Below are 23316 nucleotides of genomic sequence, written 5' to 3'. Positions count from 1 at the left end.
CAACAATGTTGACTGACCGGGCCTCATCGCGAGCAAGCTCGCTCCCACATTGGATCTCCAACAGGGTTGAGTAAGTTAAACGCCTGGCTCCAACCCCATCGCAATCATCGGCTTGCTGCGCGCATACCGGCTCAACCGTTCAACCATCGCATAAGGCATCGGCGGATCGAACGTAAAGCCGCGTCGCTCATAAAACCCGCGCAAGTCCGGATGACAGAACAACCACACCGGCAGTTCGCAATCCTTCACCGCGGCCGCAATCAACCCGGCGGCAACCCCTTGTTCCCGACACTGCGGATCGACAAACAATCCGGTCAGCCAATGCCCGCCGGACACCGGACGCAAGCACAGTGCGGCCACAATCCCGTCACGCCGGGCCACCCAGAGCTGCGCGTCGCGCACGGCTTTCATCGACGATTGGTGAGCGCGATAGAACTTGTTCATCAATGGCCATAACGGCTCATCGAGCAGGGTGTAGTGGGTGTCGGGCATGGTCTCGGACTGTCGGTGTGCAAAGCGGCGATTATAAAAGAACACGCGCGCCGGGATAGGTGTATACCTGAACTCACATCCCCACGAGTGGAGTACGCATCATGTCCAAAGGTATGGATTCAAAGAAAGCAGACAAGAAAAAGCCGGCGAAAACCGCTATTGAAAAGCGCGCCGACAAGAAAGCCAAAAAGGTCAATGTGTTCGGGCATTGAGCCTGCGCTGACCGATCGCTCCCGCGCAAGGCGGGAGCGATCACATTGAAAATAATCTGCAAGAAATCCGGGCGTCGTTGCACAGAAGAGGATTGGTCCCCGATCCGAGCAATGCCATGCCTCATTATTTCGATGCAGCTCACCGAGAAGAAATCGAAACCCTGCGCCAACGCCTCACCGCCCGCACCGAGTGGCCGACCTGGTTGCTGTTGATTGGCGTGTACAGCGCGTGGTTCGCCCTTGTTCTGGGCAGTGATTCATTGGGCCTGTGGTTGAGCACCTTGTTGCTGATTCCCGTGGTGGTGTTGTGGCTGTCGGTGCAGCACGAACTGCTGCACGGTCATCCGACCCGCTGGCCGCTGTTGAACAAAATCCTCGGCTACGCACCGTTTGCCGTCTGGTATCCCTACACCTTGTATCGCGACAGCCATTTGCTGCATCACCGCGATGAAGACCTGACCATCCCCGGTCGCGATCCGGAAAGCCGTTACCTGAATGCCGAGCAGTGGGAGGGCAGTTCGTTGTTCGAACAAGGCCTGCACTGGTTGAACAAAACCGTGCTCGGGCGCTTTCTGCTCGGTGCGCCAATCGCCTTGCTGACGCTGGCCCGGGAAGAACTGCAACGCCTGAAAAGCGGCGAGCGCCAGGCCTGGTTGATGTGGCTCAGCCATGGCGCCTTGACCCTGTTGATGCTGCTGTTCATCGCGCGCTACAGCGTGTTGCCGGTGTGGCATTACCTGTTCTTGATCAGCGTGCCGGCGCTGTCGATCGCCATGATTCGCTCCTACTATGAACATCGACCTCACGCGGCGCCGGAGCAACGTACCGTGCTCAATGAAGCGGCGTGGCCGTGGCGCTGGCTGTTCCTGAACCTCAATTTCCACCTGGTGCACCACGAATTGCCGGGGTTGCCCTGGTACGACTTGCCCCGCGCTTACCGGGCCCGCCGTGAGCAATGGCTGGCGCGCAGCGGGGGATTCCTGGTGCAGGGTTATGGGCAGCTGTGGCGTGAACATGGCGTAAAGGCCATCGACAGCCCGAGGCATCCGTTTCACTGATGCATAGATCACCTCCAAACCCTGTGGGAGCGGGCTTGCCCGCGATGGCGATTTCAAATCCAGCACACCTGGTGACTGATCCAACGCTATCGCGGGCAAGCCCGCTCCCACAGGGAACTTCGTTGTATGGAGATACGATGATGACCCAACACATCGCCGAACTGCTGATGTACACCGCCCCCGAACCCATCCACCAGGCCAACGAACGCTGGCTGGCGCGAATCCTCGAGCACCTGGGCGAAACCCGCGGCGATGCCGAAGGGTTGTCACTGATGGAGATGTGGTTGTCGCCGCATTTGCTGCTCACCCAAACCTGCGGCTATCCGCTGATGACGGCCTTGCGCGGCAAGGTCCGGGTGCTGGGGCGGCCGCGTTACGAGCTGCCGGACAGCAGCGGCGGCAATCACTGCAGTCTGATCCTCGGGCGCGTCGATGATCCGCGCCAGACCCTGGCGGATTTTCGCGGCAGCCGAGGCGTGATCAATGGCCATGACTCCAACAGCGGCATGAATTTGCTGCGCCACCGGTTGGCGCCATTGCAGCGTGACGGGCGTTTTTTTGCCGAGGTTGGCATCAGCGGCAGTCATCGCGAAAGCCTGCGCTGGTTACGCGAAGGCCTTGCCGATCTGGCGGCCATCGACAGCGTGACATTTGCCTGTCTGGCCCGATACGCCGAGGAAGAAGTGACCGGTTTGCGCGTGATTGCTCGCAGTGCATTGAGTCCGACGTTGCCCTACATCACGGCAGCCAGCGTCAGCGATCTTCAGGCTGAAGGGCTATTGCAGGCGATGAATCAGGCGTTGAGCGAATTGCCTGACGTCGCCGAAATCCTCGGGTTGCCAGAGGTGCTGCCGGCCAGCGAAAGCGACTATCAGGTTGTGCTCGATTATCAGCGTGAGGCCGAGATGTTGGGGTATGGGGATTTGCGATAGGGCGCAAATGTCGGGTCGACAGGTTCATTTTTCGCGGGCAAGCCCGCTCCCACAGGGTTTCGGTGTACCTGTGGGAGCGGGCTTGCCCGCGATGACGGACGGTCAGGCGCAAGAAATCTTTAATTCCATAAGGGAATATAAAAATAAGTTTTAAATATTATTAATGAATAAGGCTCCTTGCTAGGATTCGCCTCACCGGACCACCGGACATTCAGCGACCCCTAACCCAGGAGCCCCTATGTCCGGCGCCGATATTCTTCACCGCAAACACGTGGACGGACTGTTCCGCGCTCACTATCACTGGCTCTGCACACGCCTGCGTCAGTCTCTGAACGATGCCGCCGCTGTCGAAGACATTGCCTGCGAAACCTTCCTGCAGCTGCTCCAGGCGCCAAGCCTGACGGCCATCCGTGAACCCCGTGCCTTGCTCACCACCATCGCTCGGCGCCTGCTCTATCAGCGTTGGCGTCGAGGTGACCTGGAGCGCCAGTACCTTCAGCAACTGCAACAGGCCGAGCCGATCCACGCCGAATCGCCGGAGGAGCTGGCTCAACGGTCCCAGACCCTGACCCGTGTGGAGCGCAGTCTTGAGCGGCTACCCGGCAAAGTGCGCTCGACCTTCCTGTTGTCGCGGATCGACGGCCTGACCTATCCGCAAATTGCCGCTGCGCTGGGCATCTCCCTGCGCTCGGTCAGCGACTACATGACCCGTTCCCAGGCCCTGTGCGACCGGCACAGCGCCAATCAATCCCTGAACCGCCCACCCCAGAACAAGAGGTCCGCATGAGATCGATCAAAACCCTGCTCGGCAGTTCGCTGCTGGCCCTGAGCCTGTTGTCCCACCCGGCATCGGCCACAGAAAAAGCTGCGCCTATCCACTTTGGCGACATCACGTGGGAAAGCGGCAGCCTCATCACCGAAATCCTGCGCCTGATCGTTGAAAAAGGTTACGGCTACCCGACCGACACGCTGCCGGGCAGCACCGTCAGCCTGGAAGCGGCGCTGGCCAAAAACGATATCCAGGTCATCGGTGAAGAGTGGGCCGGACGCAGCCCGGCCTGGGTCAAGGCTGCCGCCGAGGGCAAGGTCTTCGGCCTCGGCGACACGGTCAAAGGCGCCACCGAAGGTTGGTGGGTGCCGGAGTACGTGATCAAGGGCGATCCCGAGCGCGGCATCAAGCCCTTGGCCCCGGAGCTGAAGTCCGTTGCCGACCTGGCGAAGTACAAGGATGTATTCCGTGACCCTGAAGACCCGAGTCGCGGACGCTTCCTCAACAGCCCCACCGGCTGGACCTCGGAAATCGTCAACAGCCAGAAACTCAAGGCTTATGACCTGACCGCCACCTACGTCAACTTCCGCACCGGTTCCGGCGCAGCGCTGGACGCAGAAGTGGCGTCGTCGATCCGCCGTGGCAAACCGGTGCTGTTCTACTACTGGTCGCCGACACCGCTGTTGGGGCGATTCAAACTGGTGAAGCTCGACGAACCGCCGTTCGACGCCGAAGCCTGGAAAACCCTGGCCGACGCCAACAACCCGAACCCCAAAGGCACGCGCTCGATGCCGGCGAGCCTGGCCATCGGTGTGTCGGCACCGTTCAAGGCGCAATACCCGGACCTGGTGACGTTCTTCGAAAAGGTCGACCTGCCGATTGATCTGTTGAACCAGACCCTGGGCCAGATGAGTGAAAAACGGCAGAAACCCCGCGAAGTCGCCGAAGCGTTTTTGCGTGATCAACCGCAGGTGTGGAAGGGCTGGGTGCCGGGGGAGGTGGCTAGCAGGGTGAGTGCCAGCTTGTAGTTTTGTAGTGCCTGGAAAGTAGCTATCGCGAGCAGGCTCGCTCCCACAGTGGAACTGCGGCGGACGCAGTATTTGGGAACCCCAAAATCCTGTGGGAGCGAGCTTGCTCGCGATTCGATATAAAGTCTTACGCCAATTCGGCGGCCAATGCCGCTTGTCCCGCCAGACGCCGGCACTCTGGCCAGGCTCAATTAGCAACAATTCGCTGAATCGTTTTTCTGCTCGATACTGGCCGACTAGTGGCCTTGCAAGCCCTTCGTCGCTGTCTATGATCAGGTGTAACAAGCCATTTCGACCGTGATGAGGCGGTCGTCTTGCCGCCAGAGTGCGGAATCAAAGGCACCAACACTTGAAAACAGGCAGCCGTGCGCTAAATGGACTTGGATTCGAATCTGTTAGGGCTGGCCCGCATGCGGGCTATCAAGAGAAGGATGTCTTGATGAGCGTGTCGCTGTAAGGACCCTCCGATTGATCATCGTTTATCACCTGACTAGTCCTTCTTTTTGGAGGGATGCGTGTGCCTGTTCCACGGAACGTAGTGGTGGATGTGAAAGACCTGCAACTTTCATCAATCAAAAAATCGCGCGGAAGGTGATACAACAATGTTCAACCTACATCACAAGGCTGACCTGCTGGAAATCGAACGCTTCAGCTGTGCGCTGACCGAGGCCAACGCCAAGCTGGCGGCGGTCAGTCGTTCGATGGCGATGATTGAATTCACCCCGGACGGCATCGTCATCGATGCCAACGAGAACTTTTGCAGTGCCATGGGTTACAGCGCCGAAGAAGTGCGCGGCAAGCATCACCGGATTTTTTGTGAAGAGCAGTTCTACCGCAGCGACGACTACACCAAACTGTGGCGCGACCTGGCGCGGGGCGAGCCGCTGAGCGGGACCTTTTTGCGCTTGCACAAAAGCGGCCGTGAAATCTGGCTCGAAGCCAGCTACATGCCGGTGCTGGGCCCCGACCGGCAGGTCAAGAGCGTGATCAAGGTCGCTACCGACATCACTGCCCGGGTCAACAAGGAGCACGAAAACGAAAGCCGACTCGCCGCGATCGGCCGCTCCATGGCCGTCATCGAATTCACGCCTGAAGGCAAGGTCATCAGCGCCAACGACAACTTCCTGAAAACCATGCAGTACTCGCTCAACGAAGTGGTGGGGCAGCATCACAGCCTGTTCTGCCACCGTGCCGAAGCCGAGTCCCAGGGCTACCGCAATTTCTGGGCTTCGCTCAACCGCGGCGAGTATCACTCCCATCGTTTCGAGCGCAGGAACAAGCAAGGTCAGACGGTATTCCTCGAAGCGTCCTACAACCCCTTGTTCGACGCCAAGGGGCGTTTGTACAAAGTGGTCAAGTTTGCCAGCGACATCACTCACCAGATGACCACCCTGCAAACCGCCGCTGAATCGGCCCACAGCACCTCGGTGCAAAACGACGTCTGTGCGCGCAAGGGGTCAGAAGTGGTGCAGCAGACAGTGCAGATCATCCAGGACATTTCCCGCGACCTGAACGAAGCGGCAGTGAGTATCGATGCCGTGAGCAAACAGTCCGACATCATCGGCACCATCGTGCAGACCATCCGCGGCATTGCCGATCAGACCAACCTGCTGGCACTCAACGCGGCGATTGAAGCGGCACGGGCCGGTGAGCACGGGCGCGGGTTTGCGGTAGTGGCCGATGAAGTGCGCAGCCTCGCGGCGCGTACCAGCCAGGCGACGCTGGAGATCGTCGAGGTAGTGCGCAAGAACCACGATTTGTCGCTGAGCGCGGTGTCGAGCATGCAATCGAGCCTGAGCCGAACCGGCCTGGGCGTGGAATTGGCGAACGAGGCCGGGGAAGTGATCCTGGAAATCCAGCAGGGCTCACGGCATGTGGTGGATGCGATCAGTCAGTTCAACTCGACGTTGCAACTGAACTAGTCGCGGTAACTGACAAAGGGTCCCGGTAGAGGGCACTGCCAGTCAGTTGAAACACTGCAAACCTTGTGGGAGCGAGCTTGCTCGCGATAACGATGGGACCGTCACATAAGGGGTGCCTGACAGTCCGCCATCGCGAGCAAGCTCGCTCCCACAGTGTCCCGGGCGTGGGACCTTTTTTATCGCGCAGTGGTTAGAGCGAGGCGAGGAGCTTGTCGACCACCTGACTGCTACCGTTGTCTTTCTCTGCTTGCGCCAATTGCATTTTGTCCTTCATGCGATCGGCAATTTCTTGCGCCACCGCCTGTTGTTTCTCCGGCGGCATGGCTTTCAGGCCTTCCTCGGTAATGCCCATCTCCTTCAGGATTCTGTCGCGCAGACGCTCTTCAGGTGTTTTGCTCATGTAGTCCTTGAATTCGGCGGTGGCCGAGCCTTCGTTGAGCCTGATGGAGTCTGTCGCTTGCAGGTTCACGCGGGTCTTGGCGAACGCTTCGTCGACGTTGTCGCTGATCTTGCTCGCCTCGTTGACGTGCTGCGTGGCGATCCGGGTGGCGGAGTCCTGCACCTGCTGGGTGGCTGTGGTTTGCGCCTGCACATTGTTTTGCATGGCCTGGGCGATGACCGCCTGCATGCCGCCCTGAAGACCGGCGGCGGCATCGGCGGAGGGCTCGTCACCGGGACGCTTGGGGAGTGGGGTCACCAGCGATTGTTTTGCACTGACCAACATGATGAAGAGACCTTGTGGGTGATGGCGATGCGTGGTCTCAGCAAATAGCGTGCCTCGTGGATTAAAGACAACAAAATCAAATGGTTAGCGTGAGAGTGCTAGCAGGATTTCGGTCAGCGGTTGCCGCCGGGCGGCAACCTGCGGCCATTCAAGGCAAGCCGTTGCAGCAATGCTTCAGGAAACCAGGATGTTGCGCCAGGCGCTTGAAATACTCATCGACGGCGGGGTAATCCGGACGCTCGATCGGGGTCATCAGCCAGCGATTGACGGACAGGCCGATGACGATGTCGGCCAGGGTAAACCGCGGTCCGGCGACATAGGCCTTGGTGGTCGAGAGTTGATGTTCGAGGATGGCCATCTTCTGGTTCCAGCCGCGAATGCCGACCTCGAGGCTATGCGGGTCCTGGAATTCCGGGTCCTTGCGCACCAGTGCCATGAACGGGTATCTCCAGGACGGATTGAGCTCGGTGGCTTGCCAATCCATCCACTGTTCCACCCGGGCGCGGGCGGCCGGTTCGGTAGGCAGCAGCTCGGTATGATGGTGATGGTGTTTGCCCACCAGGTAGCGGCAGATGGTATTGGACTCCCATAACACCCCGGCCTCATCGATGATCACCGGTACCTGCGCGTTGGGATTGAACCGGAGGAACTCCGGGCTGTGGGTGGAAGCAAAGCCGCTGCCCCAGTCCTCGCGTTCGTAGGTGATGCCCAGTTCCTCGCAGGTCCACAGGACTTTTCTGACGTTGATGGACGACGCCTTGCCGAGAATCTTCAGTGCATGTTCCATGTTCTGCTCCAGCGAGAATGACGTACAGGCAATTGTAGGTGGTGGCATGTAGGAAGGCGCTGTAGGAGAGCGGCTTCAGATGAGTTGTGCAGGTTACGCTTTCTTGCACCCTTGCCTACAACTACGCCAGAATCCGCCGACTTGTGCGCCTGGTATCCGGACTCTATCGTTCCGTGTCGCTGCAAATTCAGCGATCGGGTTTCGCAGCCCGGGTATCTCTAGACGCATAGCGTCCACCATTCGTGATCAGTTCACATTATGGCGGCTGTGCGTGGGAGACCTTCGGGTCTACCGGGTTCTAGAGTCCCGGTCTGCGACCCGCGTACAGCTGCCACCCTTCGTATCGCAGCGAGACGTGGCAGCTCCATCACTCTAGGAGTATTGCCATGTTCAAACCCACGCCCAACCCCCCACGCAATCCCAGCCCGATGTTCTCCATCTCACCCGGCATCAATAACGAAACGCTGTTGGCGCACGCCTGCGAATCACTGGCCTCGGCGAGTGTGATGACCAATGACTTTGCTACGTTTCTGGAAGGCAGCCAGCGCAACACGGCACTGGCGATCGCACAGATCATCATGCTGGCGGAACTGGCGGTGAATCGTGTGCTGGATAACCTCGATCCGCAGGATTGAACACTGAGCGAGGGTGAAAGGCCTTCCCTGTGGCGAGGGGGCTTGCCCCCGTTGGGTTGCGAAGCGACCCCAAGGCAGACACTGCGGTCATACAGTTCAACCCCGTGAGCCGGATTGCGACTGCTCCGCAGCCGAACGGGGGCAAGCCCCCTCGCCACAATGTCCTTTGCCTGACCAAATTGATGCAGGTGCTTATGTACTCTCCCGCACCTTCAACTCAAACCCCATGTCCTGCACCGGCCTGGCCACGGTGTTGCCGGCCATCAGCGTCAGCATCTGCTCGGCCGCGCGGCGGCCGATGGCTTCGCGTGGGGTGTTGATGCTGCTCAGGCGCGGGACCATGTGTTCGGACATGGGCAGGTCGTTGAAGCCGAGGATCGCCACTTGCTCGGGGATCTTGATCCCGTGTCGCATCGCTTCGAGCAGCGCGCCCTGGGCCAGGTCGTCGTTGCCGAAGAAGATCGCATCGACATCCGGGTGGCTGGCGATCATCTGCAGGAACAATTCGCCGCCAAGGCCCACCGAAGACGGGCGGGGCGTCAGCACTTCCAGCGCCGGGTCGTACAAACCGGCCTTTTGCAGGGCTTTGCGGAAACCTTCGCCGCGCAGCAAGGTGCGCTGGTCCAGTTGCGCGCCGATGTAGGCCAGGCGTTTGCGACCGCGAGACAGCAAGTGCTCGGCCGCCGTTTCGCCGGCCGCCAGTTGCGAAAAGCCAACGCAATTGAGCCCGGCCGCACTGTCCAGTTCCATCATGTACACGCAGGGAATGTTGCTGGCTTCGATCATCCGCCGCGAACTTTCGGTGCGGTCGAACCCGGTCAGCAGCAAGCCGCGTGGCTGATAGGCCATGTAGTTGCGCAGCAGGTTTTCTTCTTCATCACGTGAGTAGTGGAAGTTGCCGATCAGCACTTCGAAGCCCTTGGGGCGCAAAACCTGATGAATGGCTTCCAGGGTATCGATGAACAGCAAATTGGATAATGAAGGCACCAACACCACCACCGAATGGCTCTGGGCCGAGGCCAGGGCGCGGGCGGCAGGGTTGACGACATAGTTGAGGTCCAGCGCCGCTTTCTGCACTTTTTCCACCAGTTCGGTGGCCACGGTGCTGACGCCACGCAGGGCGCGGGAGGCGGTGATCGGGCTGACGCCGGCCAGTCGGGCAACTTCGTTCAGGGTAGGGCGGCCAGTGGTGCGGGTATTTTTATCGTTTTTGGTTGTGTTCATCGACGGCTTGCCAAACAAAATTCAAGGCACTAAGGTAGCGCTGTCTCGATGCAGCTGCAAATGCGTGAGCGAGGGTTCGCCTGATCCTCGCTTTTTGGCGTTGGGACCTAACCTGCTGCAACCCACAAAATGACAAGAAAGGCGTCGGCAACTTCTGCTTTTGGTCTAGTGTCATAACTGGCAAAGGTAGCGCTGTCTGCGCGCTGAGGTGTTACATGAACCATCCCATCACCGCCCTGGTCATCATGGGCGTTGCCGGTTGCGGCAAGACGTGCGTCAGCGAGGCCCTGTGCCAACTGAGCGGCGCTACGGCCATTGAAGGCGACTCTTTCCACCCTGCCGCCAATATCGAAAAGATGAGCGCGGGGATCCCCCTGAACGATGAAGACCGCGCCGGCTGGCTCGACAGCCTGTGCGATGAACTGCGCCGTGTCGACGCCAAGGGCGAGCGCCCGGTGCTGACCTGTTCGGCGCTCAAACACATCTATCGCGAACGTCTGCGCAGCGCCTTGCCGGGCCTGGGCTTCGTGTTCCTTGAGTTGACCCCCGAGGTGGCCGCCGACCGTGTGTCCCATCGGCCGGGCCACTTCATGCCGTCGACTCTGATCGACAGCCAGTTCGCCACCCTCGAATCGCCCGTCGGCGAGCCGTTGACCCTGGCGCTGGATGCTTCGACCCATAGTGTCGAGCAACTGGCTGCGCAGGCTCATGTCTGGTGGCAGGCGCACGGCCTGAAGCAGGCGGTATGACTGTGCTTGCAAAGACAGCGCTGTCCTCGCGGCTTCTGATTAACCCGCTTTAATAACAACAACAACCAGGAGACACCCCTAATGTTTGGCATGTCCCACGAGACGTTCCTGCTGCTCGATGCAGTGGTCACGGTGATCGGGCTTATCGTCCTGATCACCAAGTTCAAGTTGCACCCCTTTCTTGCCCTGATCATCGCCGCAGCCTTCCTCGGGCTGACCTCCGGCATGCCGATCGGCACCATCATCAAGGCGTTCCAGGACGGCTTCGGTGGCGTGCTTGGTTTTGTCGGCATCATCCTCGCGCTGGGCACGATGCTCGGCAAGATGATGGCCGAATCGGGCGGTGCGGATCAGATTGCGCAGACATTGATCCGCGCCTTCGGCAAGGACAAGGTGCAGTGGGCGATGATGTTCGCGGCGTTCCTGGTCGGTATTCCGCTGTTCTTCGAAATCGGCTTCGTGCTGCTGATCCCGCTGGTGTTCATTGTCGCCCGCCGCACTGGCGTGTCGATCATCAAGATCGGTATCCCGCTGCTGGCGGGTCTGTCCGCGGTACACGGCCTGGTGCCGCCGCACCCGGGTCCGCTGCTGGCTATCGGGGTGTTCGGTGCCGACATCGGCAAGACCATTCTGTACGGCCTGATCGTTGCGCTGCCAACCGCCATCATCGCTGGCCCGATCTTCGGTACGTTCATTGCCAAGCACATTCCCGGTCATCCGAACCAGGAACTGGTGGATCAACTGGCGCGCGAAACGGATTCGGCTGAGCTGCCGAGCTTCGGCATCACGCTGGTGACCGTGCTGCTGCCGGTGTTCCTGATGCTGCTCAAGACCTTTGCCGACGTGGTGCTGCCCGATGGCAACATCTTCCGCGCCTTCATGGACCTGATCGGTCACCCGATTTCGGCGTTGCTGCTGGCATTGCTGCTGTCGCTGTATACCTTCGGCTACAAGCAGGGCATCGGTTCCAGCCAGATGATGAAATGGCTCGATGCCAGCCTCGCGCCGACCGCCGCGATCATCCTGATCATCGGTGCCGGTGGTGGCTTCAAGCAGATGCTGGTGACCAGCGGTGTGGGTGACGTGATCGGCCACATGGCGGTGAACGCACAGATCTCGCCGATCCTGCTGGCCTGGCTGGTGGCGGCGGTGATTCGTATCGCCACCGGTTCTGCGACTGTGGCGACCATCACTGGCGCCGGCATCGTGGTGCCGGTGGTGGGGATGATTCCGGGTGTGAACCGTGAGTTGCTGGTGCTGGCCACCGGTGCCGGTTCCCTGATCCTGTCGCACGTCAACGACGCCGGTTTCTGGCTGGTGAAGCAGTACTTCAACATGACCGTGGCTGAAACCTTCAAGACCTGGACGGCGATGGAAACCATCCTGTCGGTGGTGGGCCTGGGCTTTATTCTGTTGTTGTCGCTGTTCGTCTAAGCGATTCGACAGACACAAAAAAACCGCAGCGATGCGGTTTTTTTGTGGGTGCTCGATTTCAAGGACCTATACAAGACCCTGTGGGAGCGAGCTTGCTCGCGATAGCGGTGTATCAGTCGCCATTATTATTGACTGATACGACGCCATCGCGAGCAAGCTCGCTCCCACAGTAGATATGGGTCAGGCGTTGGATTTGGTGACTAGCCCATCCGCCCGGAACATCCCGCGAATCCCGCGTACGGCCTGGCGAATCCGGTCCTGGTTTTCGATCAGGGCAAAGCGCACGTGATCATCGCCGTACTCGCCAAACCCGACGCCCGGCGAGACACACACCTTGGCCTCGGCCAGCAGTTTCTTGGCGAACTCCAGCGAACCCAGGTGCGCGTAAGCCTCAGGGATTTTTGCCCAGACGTACATCGACGCTTTCGGGTTTTCCACCATCCAGCCCAGTTCATGCAGGCCTTTGACCAGTACGTTGCGGCGCTGCCGATACTGCTCGGCGATGTCGCGCACGCATTGCTGATCGCCTTCCAGCGCAGCAATCGCTGCCACTTGCAGCGGGGTGAAAGTGCCGTAGTCGTGGTAGCTCTTGATCCGTGCTAGGGCGTTGACCAGTTCCGGGTTGCCGACCATGAAGCCGATGCGCCAGCCGGCCATGTTGTAGCTCTTGGACAGGGTGAAGAACTCCACCGCAATGTCCTTGGCCCCCGGCACCTGCATGATCGACGGGGCTTTCCAGCCGTCGTAGACGATGTCGGCGTAGGCCAGGTCGTGCACCACCAGCACGTCGTACTGTTTGGCGAGGGCGATGACGCGCTCGAAGAAGTCCAGCTCCACGCACTGGGCGGTCGGGTTGGACGGGAAACCGAGGATCATCATCTTCGGCTTCGGAATCGAACCGCGAATGGCCCGCTCCAGCTCTGCGAAGAAATCCACGCCCGGCACCAGCGGCACCGAGCGCACCTGGGCGCCGGCAATCACGGCACCGTAGATGTGAATCGGGTAGCTCGGGTTGGGCACCAGCACGGTGTCGCCCTGATCCAGGGTGGCCAGCATCAGGTGTGCCAGGCCTTCCTTGGAACCGATGGTAACGATGGCTTCGGTTTCCGGGTCGATGTCGACCTCGTAGCGGTCCTTGTACCAGTTGGAAATCGCCCGGCGCAGGCGCGGAATACCCTTGGAGGTGGAGTAGCCGTGGGTGTCTTCGCGCTGGGCCACCGTGACGAGTTTTTCGACGATGTGCGGCGGCGTGGCGCCGTCGGGGTTGCCCATGCTCAAGTCGATGATGTCTTCGCCACGACGACGGGCGGCCATCTTCAGCTCGGCGGTGATGTTGAAAACGTAAGGGGGGAGTCGATCGATGCGCGCAAAGCGGCGCGGCGAACCTTGTTCGGCCATTGTTGCCTCGGATAACGTAAGCGCCCGGAACCGTCCGAGCGACGCTGGTCACTGCGGTGACCTGTGGCGGAATGTAAGGGCAGCTGTGGCAGACTGTCCAGCCTCAATGTAAACAAATTTTTCCGAAGGATAGGGTTCGATGGAATTTACCAGCGGCTTCTTGCTGAGCCTTTCGCTGTGCCTGGATATCGGCGTGGCCAACATCGCGATGATCACCCTGGCCATGCAGCGCGGCTATTTCCAGGGCTTTGCCCTGGGCCTCGGGACCTGCGTCGGTGACTTGATCTACGCGGTACTGGCGCTGGCCGGCATGACCGTGTTGCTGCAGTACGAAACCGTACGTTGGGTGTTGTGGATCGGTGGCTCGGCGCTGCTGGTGTATTTCGCGGCGAAGATGATCTATTCAGCGATTCACCACGAAGCGGTGCTGGCACAATCGGCCGAGGTGGGGCACAACTCCCATCGCAAGGAGTTCTTTCGCGGGATCTTCCTGGCCATGTCGTCGCCTAGCGCGATTCTCTGGTTCGCCGCCGTGGGTGGCACGCTGATCGCCCGTTCCGGTGGCGGTGGCGTCCTCAGCTCCGCGCTGTTTCTCGGCGGTTTTCTTTGCGCGGGGATTCTCTGGTGTGTCGGGCTGTGCTTTGCCGCGAGCCACGGCGGCAAGTTGCTCGGCGACAAGTTGCTGCGTTATTCCTACATGGCATCGGCGGCGATCTTCTGCTATTTCGCGGTCTACGTGATCCTATCGGGTTATAACGAGTTCGTTGGTGCCGGTGCAGTCGAGCAGTTGCACGCACTGTAACTGGGCGAATCGGGTTTGGCTTCTATACTCCCAGCCGAACCCACTTTTAAGCGCAGGAGTCGAGTCATGGATGAGCAAACACGCGTCGAGGTGACGGAGCCCCGTTTCGAACACGGACACTTTCTGCTGATCGCAGGACTTGGCGAACGATTTACCCAAGAGACAGTAAAAGGCATTCCCGAACTCTGGGATAAATTCATTCCCCACATCGGTAAAGTTCCGGGCCAGAAAGGCGAAGTCACCTACGGCGTCTGCTGCAATTTCGACGGCAAGGGCGGCTTCGATTACATCGCCGGGGTCGAGATCAGCAAACTCGACGACTTGCCGGAAACCTATCGCTGGGTGGAAGTTCAGCCGCAGCTATATGTGGTGTTCGAACACAAGGGACCGCTGGACACCCTGCCGCAAACCTTCCAGTACATCCATGGCACGTGGCTGCCGCAGTCCGGCCACGAACTATTGGCGGCGCCGGAGTTCGAGCGTTACAGCGAAGACTTCAACCCCAAGCTCAACACCGGCAAGCTGGAACTCTGGCTGCCGATCAAGGCATGACACCCGCAGCGAGAGGCGGATCAGCCGATTCGTCTCTCGATGTCCCACGGCGGCTGATCTATCATCCCCAGCCTTTCCCATGTTGATCCCGAGCCGCCATGAACACCGTCATCCGCAACGTCACCCCCGCCGATCTGGACCGCTGCTTTGCCATCGAAACCCTTGCCTATGAAGGTGACGAAGCCGCGACCCGCGAGAAGATCGCCACCCGCATCGCCACCTGGCCCGAGGGGTTTATCGTTGCTGAAGTGGACGGGGTCGTCGCCGGTTTCATCAACTCCGGCGCGGCGTTTCAGGTGGAAATGTCGGACGAGGCGTTCAAGGAACTGATCGGCCACGACCCGGCCGGGCCGCACGTGGTGATCATGTCGGTGGTGGTGCATCCGGATTATCAAGGGCAGGGCCTGGCCAAGCTTTTGATGGGCGAATTCATCGAGCGTATGCGTGCGATGGGCAAGGTCAGCATCAACCTGATGTGCAAGGAGCGGCATATTCCGTTGTATGCCGGTTTCGGCTTTGCCTACGTCAAACCATCGGCGTCGGACCATGGCGGCATGGCCTGGCATGAGATGGTGCTGGAACTCTGACCCGACATAGATCCTCTGTGGGAGCGAGCTTGCTCGCGATGGCGGCGTAACATTCAACAAAGATGTCGACTGATCATCCGCTATCGCGAGCAAGCTCGCTCCCACAGTGGTTTTGTGGTGTTGGTGGGGGCCGTGTTCAAAACACCAACCCCATCCGCCGCTCATAACCGATCCGGCCCTTGTACGCCTCGCCGCTGTCGACAAAGCCGAACCTTTCGTACAGGGCGATGGCGGCTGCGTTGTCGGCATCCACCGACAGCTCCAGCCCGCGGATTTCCGGCCAGGCCAGGCGCGCCGCTTCGGGCAGCGCCTGCAGGCAGGCCTTGCCGTAGCCTTTGCCCTGGGCACGTTGATCGACTTGCAGGGCATGCAGGGTGGCGCTGTGGTCATTGGCCCACGCAGGCAATACGGGTGGGCGCTTGAGCAGCAGGAAGGCAACTGGAACCGCATCGGCCAGCAGGGCAAATCCTTTGACCCCCGGGCCGGGCCTGGACAACAAGGTGTGCAATGCACCGTGGATATCACCGGAGAACTTTATTTGCTCCGGATGTACTTCGATGGCCTCGACCTGTTGGCGCTGCTGCGCATTCAGGCTTTCGTAAGGCACGAGTCGGGCTGTCACGGGAGTGTCCTTTTTCCAACATGAATAGAACCTCGGATTCTAGCGATTCTGGCCGTTAGGATTATTTTTATTTGTTCTGTCGATTCGCCGGATCGCCAGACGACTAAGGGTGTCTTCCAATAAAAACCACGGAGAACCACCATGAACTCGCAAACCCAGATCCAGAACCTCATCGAGAACTACCGTCAGGCGGTCATGGCCAAGGACATTGAAAAAATCATGGCTCTGTATGCCGATGACATCGTCTCCTTCGACGCGGTCAAGGCCCTGCAATTCAAGGGCAAGCCGGCGTATCGCGTGCATTGGCAGGCCTGCATGGAAATGTGCCCCGGCCCGCACATCTTCGAGTTCCACGAAATCACCATTGAGCCGTCCCAGGAGATCGCTTTCGCTCACTGGCTGGCCCATTGCGGTGGCACCAACGACAAGGGCGAAACCCAGGCCTGCTGGATGCGTGTCTCGCAGTGCTATCGACAGGAAGCCGGGCTGTGGCAGATCGTCCACGAACATTGGTCGGCACCGTTCGACATGACCAGCGGCGCGACGCTGTTCGACCTCAAGCCCTGATCGTCGGGAAGCCGAGCCAGAATGCCAGTCAGCGACCATAGTTGCTCGTTCGATAAGGAGAGCGTGATGAAGTACTTATGCCTGGTCTACAGCGATGAGCGCCTGCTGCATTCGCTACCGGAAAGCCCGAAGGACGATGAGTGCATGGCCTATGCCGAGTCGATCCAGGGCAGTGGCCGGATGGTCGCCGCCGAGGCGCTGGAGTCGGTGCAGACCGCCACCACCGTGCGCATGCGCAACGGCAAGCTGTCGATCACCGATGGTCCATTCGCTGAAACCAAGGAGCAACTGGCCGGCTTTTACCTGATCGATGCCAAGGACCTCAACGAAGCCATTCAGGTCGCCGGGAACATTCCGGCGGCCCGGGTCGGCAGTGTCGAAGTGCGCCCCGTTCGGCAGTTGAATCCTTAAGATGCCAGGGCTGCCGGTTCAGACGCAGGTCGAGCGGGTCTATCGTGAAGAGTCGCGGCGCATTCTTGCGACCCTGATTCGTTTGCTGGGGGATTTCGACCTCGCCGAAGAAGCCTTGCACGAGGCTTTTTTCATCGCGGTCGAACGCTGGCAGCGTGACGGCGTACCAGACAATCCGCGGTCCTGGTTGGTGTCCGCCGGGCGCTTCAAGGCCATCGATGCCTTGCGCCGGCGAGCCCGTTTTGCCGCGTCGCAGCCCTTGTTGATCGCGCAGCTGGAGGAGTTGGAACAGGCAGACTGGAGTGATGAAGACGTGGAAGACGATCGCCTGCGGCTGATCTTCACTTGCTGCCACCCGGCCCTGGCGGCGGACGCGCAAGTGCCGCTGACACTACGGGAAGTCTGCGACCTGACCACGGAAGAAATCGCCCGGGCCTTTCTCTCGGCCCCGGCCACCATCGCCCAGCGCATCGTGCGCGCCAAGGCGAAGATTCGCGACGCGAAAATCCCTTATCAAGTGCCGACGCTGGCTGAGTTGCCCGAGCGTCTGGACAGCGTATTACGGGTGATCTACCTGGTGTTCAACGAGGGCTACTCGGCGTCCATCGGCACCGAACTGGTCCGCGAGGAATTGACCCGCGAGGCGATCCGTCTCGGCCGGTTACTGGTGGAGTTGTTGCCGGAGCCGGAAGTGATGGGCTTGCTGGCGTTGATGCTGCTGCACGAGTCGCGGCGTCCGGCCCGGACTTCGGCGAGCGGCGAGCTGATTGTGCTGGACGAGCAGGACCGTTCGCTGTGGGATGCCGGGTTGATCACTGAAGGCTGCGCGCTGATCGAGCACGCGCTGGGCATGGGGCGATTCGGGCCCTATTGCCTGCAAGCGGCCATCGCGGCAGTGCATGCCGAAGCCTCGACGGCGGGGGAAACCGATTGGCCGCAGATTGTTGGCCTGTATGACGTGCTGCTGCGGGCGGTGCCGTCGCCGGTGATCGAGTTGAATCGGGCGGCGGCGATTTCCCAACGCGATGGACCGCAGGCGGGGCTGACGCTGGTCGACGCCATTCTGGCGCGGGGCGAACTGCTGGATTACCACTTGGCGCATTCGGCGCGGGCGGAGTTTTGTCGGCAACTGGATCGCAAGCAAGAGGCGCGGGCGGCGTGGGAACGGGCACTGGAGTTGACCCGGCAAGAGCCGGAGCGGCGGTTTATCGAAGCGCGGCTCAAGGCGTTGGAGTGATGTGATATTGGCTGGCCTCTTCGCGAGCAAGCCCGCTCCCACAGGGGCAGTGGTGCACACAAATTTTGTGACCGACACAATAACCTGTGGGAGCGGGCTTGCTCGCGAATGGCCACACCGCTATTCCAGCATCTTGCCCAGCAACCAGCTCCCCGCCGGCCCCGGCGGATTCAGCCGCGACCACAACGCATCCACTGACACCGTTTTCGGCCAGCCGCGCACCACCAGTTCCTGCAGGGTGCCGGGCCCGAAGCGCTCCACCAGCCAACGGGGCAGCGGCGCCCAGCCGAATCCGCCCTGGGCCATTTCCAGCAGCATCAGATAACTCGGCGCCGACCAGACGCGGCCCTTCGCCCGACTTTCATAGGGATTGATGATGGTGGCCAGGCGCAGTTCGCGGTGTTGCTGCAGTACGTCCTGATCGACGTAGTCCAGCCTTGCCAGCGGGTGGGTAGGGGACACGAACAGGGCGATTTCCGTGCGCTCGTCCACCGTCGAACTGACCAGGTCCGGCGGGTAGCTGTCCTGCATTTCGGCGAAGGCAATCTGCGCCCGGCCGCTTTGCACCAGCGACACCAGGTCATCGCATTCAGCGATCAGGCATTCGAGTTCAAGGTCCGGATAACGCTGCTCGAAGGCACTGAGCGACGCCTCGAAACGGTCCGACTGATAGGTATCGGACAGCGCCACCGTCAACTTCGCTTCCACCCCTTGGGACAGTTGGCGGGCGGTCATTTCCAGACGACTGCTGGCGGCCAGGATGTCTTCGGCCCGTTGCAGCATGACGCGTCCGGCCGGGGTCAGGCCGGGCTTGCGGCTGCTGCGGTCGAACAGCGCCAGGTTGAGGTCGATTTCCAGGCTGGCCACCGCCGCGCTGATGGTCGACTGACTGCGGCCCAGCTTGCGCGCCGCGGCGGAAAACGAGCCTTGGGTCGCCGCTTCGACAAACGCCAGCAACACTTCGTGAGAGGCCATGAACTATCGCCTTGATCGATGGTTATTGGTTATGAAGTATCGGTACGATGACAGATCATGGCAACCACAGTCACTCAAGGGAGTTCGGCCATGAGCGCCAACAAATCCATTACTGAACGAATTTTCCAAGCCATCGGTTTCGAACTGCTGGCCATCCTGATCTGTACCCCGCTGCTGGCCTGGATCATGAAGAAGCCGATGCTGGAAATGGGCATGGTCACCGTCCTCATCGCCGCCCTGGCCCTGGCCTGGAACGTGGTCTTCAACGGTATGTTCGACCGGGTGCTCAAGCGCCTCGCCATCGCCCACAACGCATGGGTCCGCGTGGTGCATGCGCTGTTGTTCGAAGGCGGTCTGGTCGCACTGGGCGTGCCGCTGATTGCCTGGTGGCTGAATGTCAGCCTGTGGCAGGCGTTCCTGCTGGATATCGGCGTGTTGCTGTTCTTCCTGCCGTACACCTACGTGTACCACTGGGTGTATGACGTGGTTCGGGAGCGGGTGGTGCTGCGCCAGTCTTGTGCGCAGTAACGTAAAAAAAGATCGCAGCCTGCGGCAGCTCCTACAAAGCTGCGATCTTTTGATCTTACAAAAACATCCCCCCCGACGCCTCGATGCGCTGGCCATTGATCCACTGGCTGCCCGGCGCGAGCAGCAGCGCAATCGCGGCGCCGATGTCATCCGGCAAACCGGCGCGACCCAGGGCGGTGTTGTTCGCCACCAGGGTGTTCAACCCGGGGTTGTCGCGCACGGCGCCACCGCCGAAATCGGTTTCAATCGCGCCGGGTGCGAGGATATTCACCGCGATGTTGCGCGCCCCGAGTTCCTTGGCCTGGTAGCGGGTCAACACTTCCATCGCGCCTTTCATCGCCGCGTAGGCGCTGTGGCCCGGCAGGCTGAAACGGGTCAGGCCACTGGAAATGTTGATGATGCGGCCGCCGTCATTGAGCAATGGCAACAAGCTCTGCGTGAGGAAAAACGGCCCCTTGAGTTGGATGTTCACCAACAGGTCGAACTGCTCGACGGTGGTGTCGACGAAGTTGGCGTGCAGGCCGATCCCGGCGTTGTTGATCAGAAAATCGAAACCCTCGCGCTCGAAGTGGCTGTGCAGGACCTTCGTGACTTCGCTGGCGAAGGCGCCGAACTGCTCGCTCCGGGCGACGTCCAGTTGCAGCATGACGGCGCGGCCGCCCAGGCTTTCGATCTCGGCTACCAGTGACTGCGCCTCATCGGCGCGGCTGTTGTAGGTGCCGATGATGTCGATGCCTTGGGCAACCAGATGCAGGGCGGCGTTTTTGCCGAGGCCGCGGCTGGCGCCGGTGATCAGTGCGATTTTACGGTTCATGGGGACTTCCTCAGGTGCAGTGGGCGGTTGATGTGAGGAAGTTTATTTATCCGGTCAGTGGTGATAAACAGGGTTAAGGCGGAATCACTGGTCGGATAAACCGAACAATAAAAGAGCAGGCTGATGAACAAACTGGAACTGTTGCGCACCTTTGTCCGTGTCAGCGAGATGTCGAGTTTTACCCTCGCCGGAGAAAGTCTGGGGCTGCCCAGATCTACGGTGTCCGAGCATGTGCAGGCGCTGGAGGCATTGCTCGGCACTCGGCTGTTGCAGCGCACCACCCGCAAGGTCCAGGCGACCCAGGATGGTCTGGTGTTGTATGAGCGCAGCAAGGACCTGTTGTCGCACATGGACGAAATCGAGGGCTTGTTTCGCCAGGACGAAGCATCGCTGGTGGGGCGCATTCGCATCGACCTGCCGAACATTCTCGCCCGTCGCGTGGTCATGCCGCGCCTGCCGGCGTTCATGGCGCAGCACCCGCTGCTGGAGCTGGAAATCAGCAGCACCGACCGTCGGGTCGATCTGCTCGCCGAAGGGTTCGATTGCGTGCTGCGCATCGGCGCCCAACCGGACCAATCGGTGGTGGCGCGACACCTGTGTGACTTCAGCATGGTCAATTGCGCCAGCCCTGCGTATCTGCAGCGCTATGGCGTGCCCGAACGGCTGGAAGATCTGGCACGGCATCGACTGGTGCATTACGTCGGCGTTTTGGGTGCGCGTTCGGAAGGCTTTGTGTACGTCGACAAGGGGCAGGTGCAGCGACTGCCGATGGCCGGCAGTGTCACGGTCAACAGCACCGATGCCTATGAGGCCGCCTGCCTGGGTGGTTTCGGCCTGATTCAGGCGCCGAGAATGGGCATGCAGCAATACCTGCAAAGCGGTGAACTGGTCGAGGTGTTGTCGCCGTTCAATGCGCCGTCCATGGAGGCGTCGCTGCTCTATGCCCGGCAGCGGCATTTGCCGTTGCGGGTGAGGGTGTTCATGGATTGGCTGGGGGAAGTGATCCGCTCGGAAACCTGAGATCGGCCCCCTGTGGGAGCGAGCCTGCTCGCGATGGCTGACTGTCTGACACATAGTTGCTGGATGTGCCGACGCATTCGCGAGTAGGCTCGCTCCCACAGGGTCTTGCGGTGTTTAGAACAGTTGGGTGAACAACCAGTACAGGCTGCCCGACAGCAGGATCGCCGCCGGCAAGGTCAGCACCCAGGCCATCAGCAGGTTGCGGATGGTCTTCATCTGCAGGCCGCCGCCGTTGGCGACCATGGTCCCGGCCACGCCCGAGGACAGCACGTGAGTGGTCGACACCGGCAGGCCGAACATGTCGGCGGCGCCGATGGTCAGCATCGCCACGGTTTCCGCCGAGGCGCCCTGGGCGTAGGTCAGGTGGGTCTTGCCGATTTTCTCGCCGACGGTCACCACGATGCGCTTCCAGCCGACCATGGTGCCCAGGCCAAGGGCGATGGCCACGGCAATCTTCACCCACAACGGAATGAAACGCGTGGAGTTGTCGATCTGCTGCTTGAACAGTTGCAGCTTGCCGCTGGTGTCGGCATCGAAGTTGCCGACCTTGTTCTTGTCCATCAGGCGAATGGTTTCGCTGGTCAGGTACATGTCGTTACGCACGTTGCCCACGGCCTCGGCCGGGACTTTCGACAGCGAACCGTAACCCTTGACCTGGGCGCCGATGCTGCCGGTCAGTGCAGCGAGCGCCGGCACCAGTTGCGGGGTCGCTTCCTTGCTGCGCACGTAATCGGACAGCACCGAGCGCGGGTCGGCCGGGGCCGGCAGCGGGGCCGCCTTGACCAAGGCTTGCTGGGTGACTTCGGCGACCGCCGCGAACTGCAAGGCCTGATCGGCGGGCATGGTGCGGTTCAATGCGTAAGCCATTGGCAGTGTGCCCACCAGAATCAGCATGATCAGGCCCATGCCTTTCTGGCCGTCGTTCGAACCGTGGGCAAACGACACGCCGGTGCAGGTGACGATCAACAGGCCGCGAATCCACCATGGCGGCGGGGTCTCGCCCTTGGGCTCCTTGTACAGCGCACGATTCTTGACGAACGCGCGTAGGGCCAGCAACAGCAGCGCGGCGCAGCCGAAGCCGACCAGGGGCGAGAGCAGCAGTGCGTAACCGATCTTGGTCGCTTGCGCCCAGTCCACGCCGCTGGTGCCGTCGCGGCCGTGCATCAGGGCGTTGGCCACGCCGACACCGATGATCGAGCCGATCAGGGTGTGCGAGGACGAGGCCGGCAGCCCCAGCCACCAGGTGCCGAGGTTCCACAGGATCGCGGCGATCAGCAGGGCGAAGATCATCGCGAAACCGGCGGACGAGCCGACTTGCAGAATCAGCTCCACGGGCAGCAGGGCGATAATGCCGAACGCCACCGCGCCGCTGGACAGCAACACCCCGAGGAAGTTGAAGAAGCCGGACCAGACCACCGCCACGTTCGGCGGCAGCGAGTTGGTGTAGATCACCGTGGCCACCGCGTTGGCGGTGTCATGGAAGCCGTTGACGAATTCAAAGCCCAGGGCGATCAAAAGCGCCACGCCGAGCAGCAGGAACGGCGTCCAAGTGGTGACCACCGTGCCGAGTTCGTTCATGTCGTGCATCAGGCTGTAGGCGGTAAACAACAAGCCGATGGCCAGCACGGCAAAAAACACCACGAGGGTGATCAGGCCGGGCTTCTTGTCGAGTTGCGGTCTGGTACTACTGGCAGGCGTCTGAGCAGCGGTGAAGGAGGGTGTAGCCATCACGGACATTCCTGAGGAGGGAGGTGTACCGGTGATAATCGTTGCTAATTGTTACAGGGAGACTGCTTTGGATCAGTGTTTGGTTTTTTGCAGGGCCGCTGATCTGGAA

Annotated in this window: 25 protein-coding genes and 1 pseudogene; 17 read left to right on the top strand and 9 right to left on the bottom strand. The window is 60.6% G+C overall.

The window, feature by feature from the left end; all coding sequences use genetic code 11:
* Positions 1-75 precede the first annotated feature (75 nt).
* Positions 76-492, bottom strand: a complete 417-nt coding sequence (locus CD175_RS12690; RefSeq protein ID WP_104449436.1) for a GNAT family N-acetyltransferase — start codon at positions 490-492, stop codon at positions 76-78.
* Positions 493-820: 328 nt separating this feature from the next.
* Here CD175_RS12690 and CD175_RS12685 point away from each other — a divergent pair, with 328 nt between their 5' ends.
* From CD175_RS12685 to CD175_RS32100, 6 genes and pseudogenes are all read left to right on the top strand, one after another.
* Positions 821-1762 carry a fatty acid desaturase gene (locus CD175_RS12685; RefSeq protein WP_104449173.1) on the top strand — a complete coding sequence of 314 codons (942 nt, stop codon included), beginning with the start codon at positions 821-823 and terminating at the stop codon, positions 1760-1762.
* A 140-nt stretch (positions 1763-1902) separates the two neighbouring features.
* Positions 1903-2694, top strand: a complete 792-nt coding sequence (locus CD175_RS12680) for a phosphate/phosphite/phosphonate ABC transporter substrate-binding protein (protein WP_104449435.1) — start codon at positions 1903-1905, stop codon at positions 2692-2694.
* Between the two features lie 238 nt (positions 2695-2932).
* The gene (locus tag CD175_RS12675; protein WP_104449172.1) at positions 2933-3481 is read left to right on the top strand and encodes a sigma-70 family RNA polymerase sigma factor; all 549 of its coding nucleotides are present in this window, start codon (positions 2933-2935) and stop codon (positions 3479-3481) included.
* Entirely contained in the window at positions 3478-4491 is a 1014-nt protein-coding gene (locus tag CD175_RS12670) for an ABC transporter substrate-binding protein (RefSeq protein WP_104449171.1), read from the top strand. The genes CD175_RS12675 and CD175_RS12670 overlap by 4 nt, the downstream gene beginning before the upstream one ends.
* Positions 4492-5093: 602 nt before the next feature.
* A pseudogene (locus CD175_RS32105) lies at positions 5094-5867 on the top strand (PAS domain-containing protein); the annotation flags it as partial.
* Between the two features lie 6 nt (positions 5868-5873).
* On the top strand, positions 5874-6413 hold the full coding sequence (locus CD175_RS32100) for a methyl-accepting chemotaxis protein (protein WP_371317820.1): 540 nt from the start codon (positions 5874-5876) through the stop codon (positions 6411-6413).
* Between the two features lie 190 nt (positions 6414-6603).
* Here the strand turns inward: CD175_RS32100 and CD175_RS12660 are convergent, their stop codons facing one another.
* Positions 6604-7137 (bottom strand): hypothetical protein, encoded by a 534-nt coding sequence (locus tag CD175_RS12660; protein WP_104449169.1) that lies wholly within the window; start codon positions 7135-7137, stop codon positions 6604-6606.
* A 148-nt stretch (positions 7138-7285) separates the two neighbouring features.
* On the bottom strand, positions 7286-7924 hold the full coding sequence (locus tag CD175_RS12655) for a glutathione S-transferase family protein (RefSeq protein ID WP_104449168.1): 639 nt from the start codon (positions 7922-7924) through the stop codon (positions 7286-7288).
* A gap of 386 nt (positions 7925-8310) precedes the next feature.
* On the opposite strand from CD175_RS12655, the gene CD175_RS12650 reads away from it, so the two are divergent.
* Positions 8311-8559 (top strand): DUF6124 family protein, encoded by a 249-nt coding sequence (locus tag CD175_RS12650; RefSeq protein WP_007974480.1) that lies wholly within the window; start codon positions 8311-8313, stop codon positions 8557-8559.
* Between the two features lie 192 nt (positions 8560-8751).
* Here CD175_RS12650 and gntR read toward each other — a convergent pair whose 3' ends face one another.
* Positions 8752-9783, bottom strand: a complete 1032-nt coding sequence (gene gntR / locus CD175_RS12645; RefSeq protein WP_104449167.1) for an HTH-type transcriptional regulator GntR — start codon at positions 9781-9783, stop codon at positions 8752-8754.
* A gap of 215 nt (positions 9784-9998) precedes the next feature.
* Between gntR and CD175_RS12640 the strand changes: the two genes are divergently transcribed.
* Together CD175_RS12640 and CD175_RS12635 are read left to right on the top strand one after the other, a co-directional pair.
* A complete protein-coding gene (locus CD175_RS12640) occupies positions 9999-10532 on the top strand; it encodes a gluconokinase (protein WP_104449166.1) in 534 nt (177 codons plus the stop codon).
* Positions 10533-10613: 81 nt separating this feature from the next.
* The gene (locus CD175_RS12635; protein ID WP_007974485.1) at positions 10614-11966 is read left to right on the top strand and encodes a GntP family permease; all 1353 of its coding nucleotides are present in this window, start codon (positions 10614-10616) and stop codon (positions 11964-11966) included.
* A gap of 180 nt (positions 11967-12146) precedes the next feature.
* On the opposite strand, the gene alaC is transcribed toward CD175_RS12635, so the two are convergent.
* A complete protein-coding gene (gene alaC / locus CD175_RS12630) occupies positions 12147-13364 on the bottom strand; it encodes an alanine transaminase (RefSeq protein WP_104449165.1) in 1218 nt (405 codons plus the stop codon).
* Positions 13365-13503: 139 nt separating this feature from the next.
* On the opposite strand from alaC, the gene CD175_RS12625 reads away from it, so the two are divergent.
* The 3 genes from CD175_RS12625 to CD175_RS12615 all read left to right on the top strand — a co-directional run bounded on the left by CD175_RS12625 (position 13504) and on the right by CD175_RS12615 (position 15305).
* Positions 13504-14166: a LysE family translocator gene (locus CD175_RS12625; RefSeq protein ID WP_104449164.1), complete on the top strand. Its 663-nt coding sequence runs from the start codon at positions 13504-13506 to the stop codon at positions 14164-14166.
* Between the two features lie 66 nt (positions 14167-14232).
* Positions 14233-14718: a GyrI-like domain-containing protein gene (locus CD175_RS12620; protein WP_104449163.1), complete on the top strand. Its 486-nt coding sequence runs from the start codon at positions 14233-14235 to the stop codon at positions 14716-14718.
* 98 nt (positions 14719-14816) lie between these two features.
* A complete protein-coding gene (locus CD175_RS12615; protein WP_102700530.1) occupies positions 14817-15305 on the top strand; it encodes a GNAT family N-acetyltransferase in 489 nt (162 codons plus the stop codon).
* 136 nt (positions 15306-15441) lie between these two features.
* Here CD175_RS12615 and CD175_RS12610 read toward each other — a convergent pair whose 3' ends face one another.
* A complete protein-coding gene (locus CD175_RS12610) occupies positions 15442-15927 on the bottom strand; it encodes a GNAT family N-acetyltransferase (RefSeq protein WP_104449162.1) in 486 nt (161 codons plus the stop codon).
* A 141-nt stretch (positions 15928-16068) separates the two neighbouring features.
* On the opposite strand from CD175_RS12610, the gene CD175_RS12605 reads away from it, so the two are divergent.
* From CD175_RS12605 to CD175_RS12595, 3 genes are all read left to right on the top strand, one after another.
* Positions 16069-16494, top strand: coding sequence for a YybH family protein (locus CD175_RS12605; protein WP_104449161.1), 426 nt, complete (start codon positions 16069-16071; stop codon positions 16492-16494).
* A gap of 66 nt (positions 16495-16560) precedes the next feature.
* A complete protein-coding gene (locus CD175_RS12600; protein ID WP_104449160.1) occupies positions 16561-16905 on the top strand; it encodes a YciI family protein in 345 nt (114 codons plus the stop codon).
* A gap of 1 nt (position 16906) precedes the next feature.
* Positions 16907-18142, top strand: coding sequence for an RNA polymerase sigma factor (locus CD175_RS12595; protein WP_104449159.1), 1236 nt, complete (start codon positions 16907-16909; stop codon positions 18140-18142).
* Between the two features lie 120 nt (positions 18143-18262).
* Here CD175_RS12595 and CD175_RS12590 read toward each other — a convergent pair whose 3' ends face one another.
* Positions 18263-19117 (bottom strand): LysR family transcriptional regulator, encoded by an 855-nt coding sequence (locus tag CD175_RS12590; protein ID WP_104449158.1) that lies wholly within the window; start codon positions 19115-19117, stop codon positions 18263-18265.
* A gap of 90 nt (positions 19118-19207) precedes the next feature.
* On the opposite strand from CD175_RS12590, the gene CD175_RS12585 reads away from it, so the two are divergent.
* Positions 19208-19645, top strand: coding sequence for a multidrug/biocide efflux PACE transporter (locus CD175_RS12585; RefSeq protein WP_104449157.1), 438 nt, complete (start codon positions 19208-19210; stop codon positions 19643-19645).
* A gap of 55 nt (positions 19646-19700) precedes the next feature.
* Here CD175_RS12585 and CD175_RS12580 read toward each other — a convergent pair whose 3' ends face one another.
* Positions 19701-20459, bottom strand: a complete 759-nt coding sequence (locus CD175_RS12580; protein ID WP_104449156.1) for an SDR family NAD(P)-dependent oxidoreductase — start codon at positions 20457-20459, stop codon at positions 19701-19703.
* Positions 20460-20582: 123 nt separating this feature from the next.
* On the opposite strand from CD175_RS12580, the gene CD175_RS12575 reads away from it, so the two are divergent.
* A complete protein-coding gene (locus tag CD175_RS12575; protein ID WP_104449155.1) occupies positions 20583-21479 on the top strand; it encodes a LysR family transcriptional regulator in 897 nt (298 codons plus the stop codon).
* Between the two features lie 114 nt (positions 21480-21593).
* Here the strand turns inward: CD175_RS12575 and CD175_RS12570 are convergent, their stop codons facing one another.
* Positions 21594-23207, bottom strand: a complete 1614-nt coding sequence (locus tag CD175_RS12570) for an inorganic phosphate transporter (protein WP_104449154.1) — start codon at positions 23205-23207, stop codon at positions 21594-21596.
* Positions 23208-23316: the final 109 nt, after the last annotated feature.

Origin of the sequence: Pseudomonas laurylsulfatiphila (assembly GCF_002934665.1) — a bacterium.
Classification (GTDB): domain Bacteria; phylum Pseudomonadota; class Gammaproteobacteria; order Pseudomonadales; family Pseudomonadaceae; genus Aquipseudomonas; species Aquipseudomonas laurylsulfatiphila.
The sequence above is the reverse complement of the archived record's forward strand: the minus strand, read 5'-3'. Positions and strand labels throughout refer to the sequence as shown.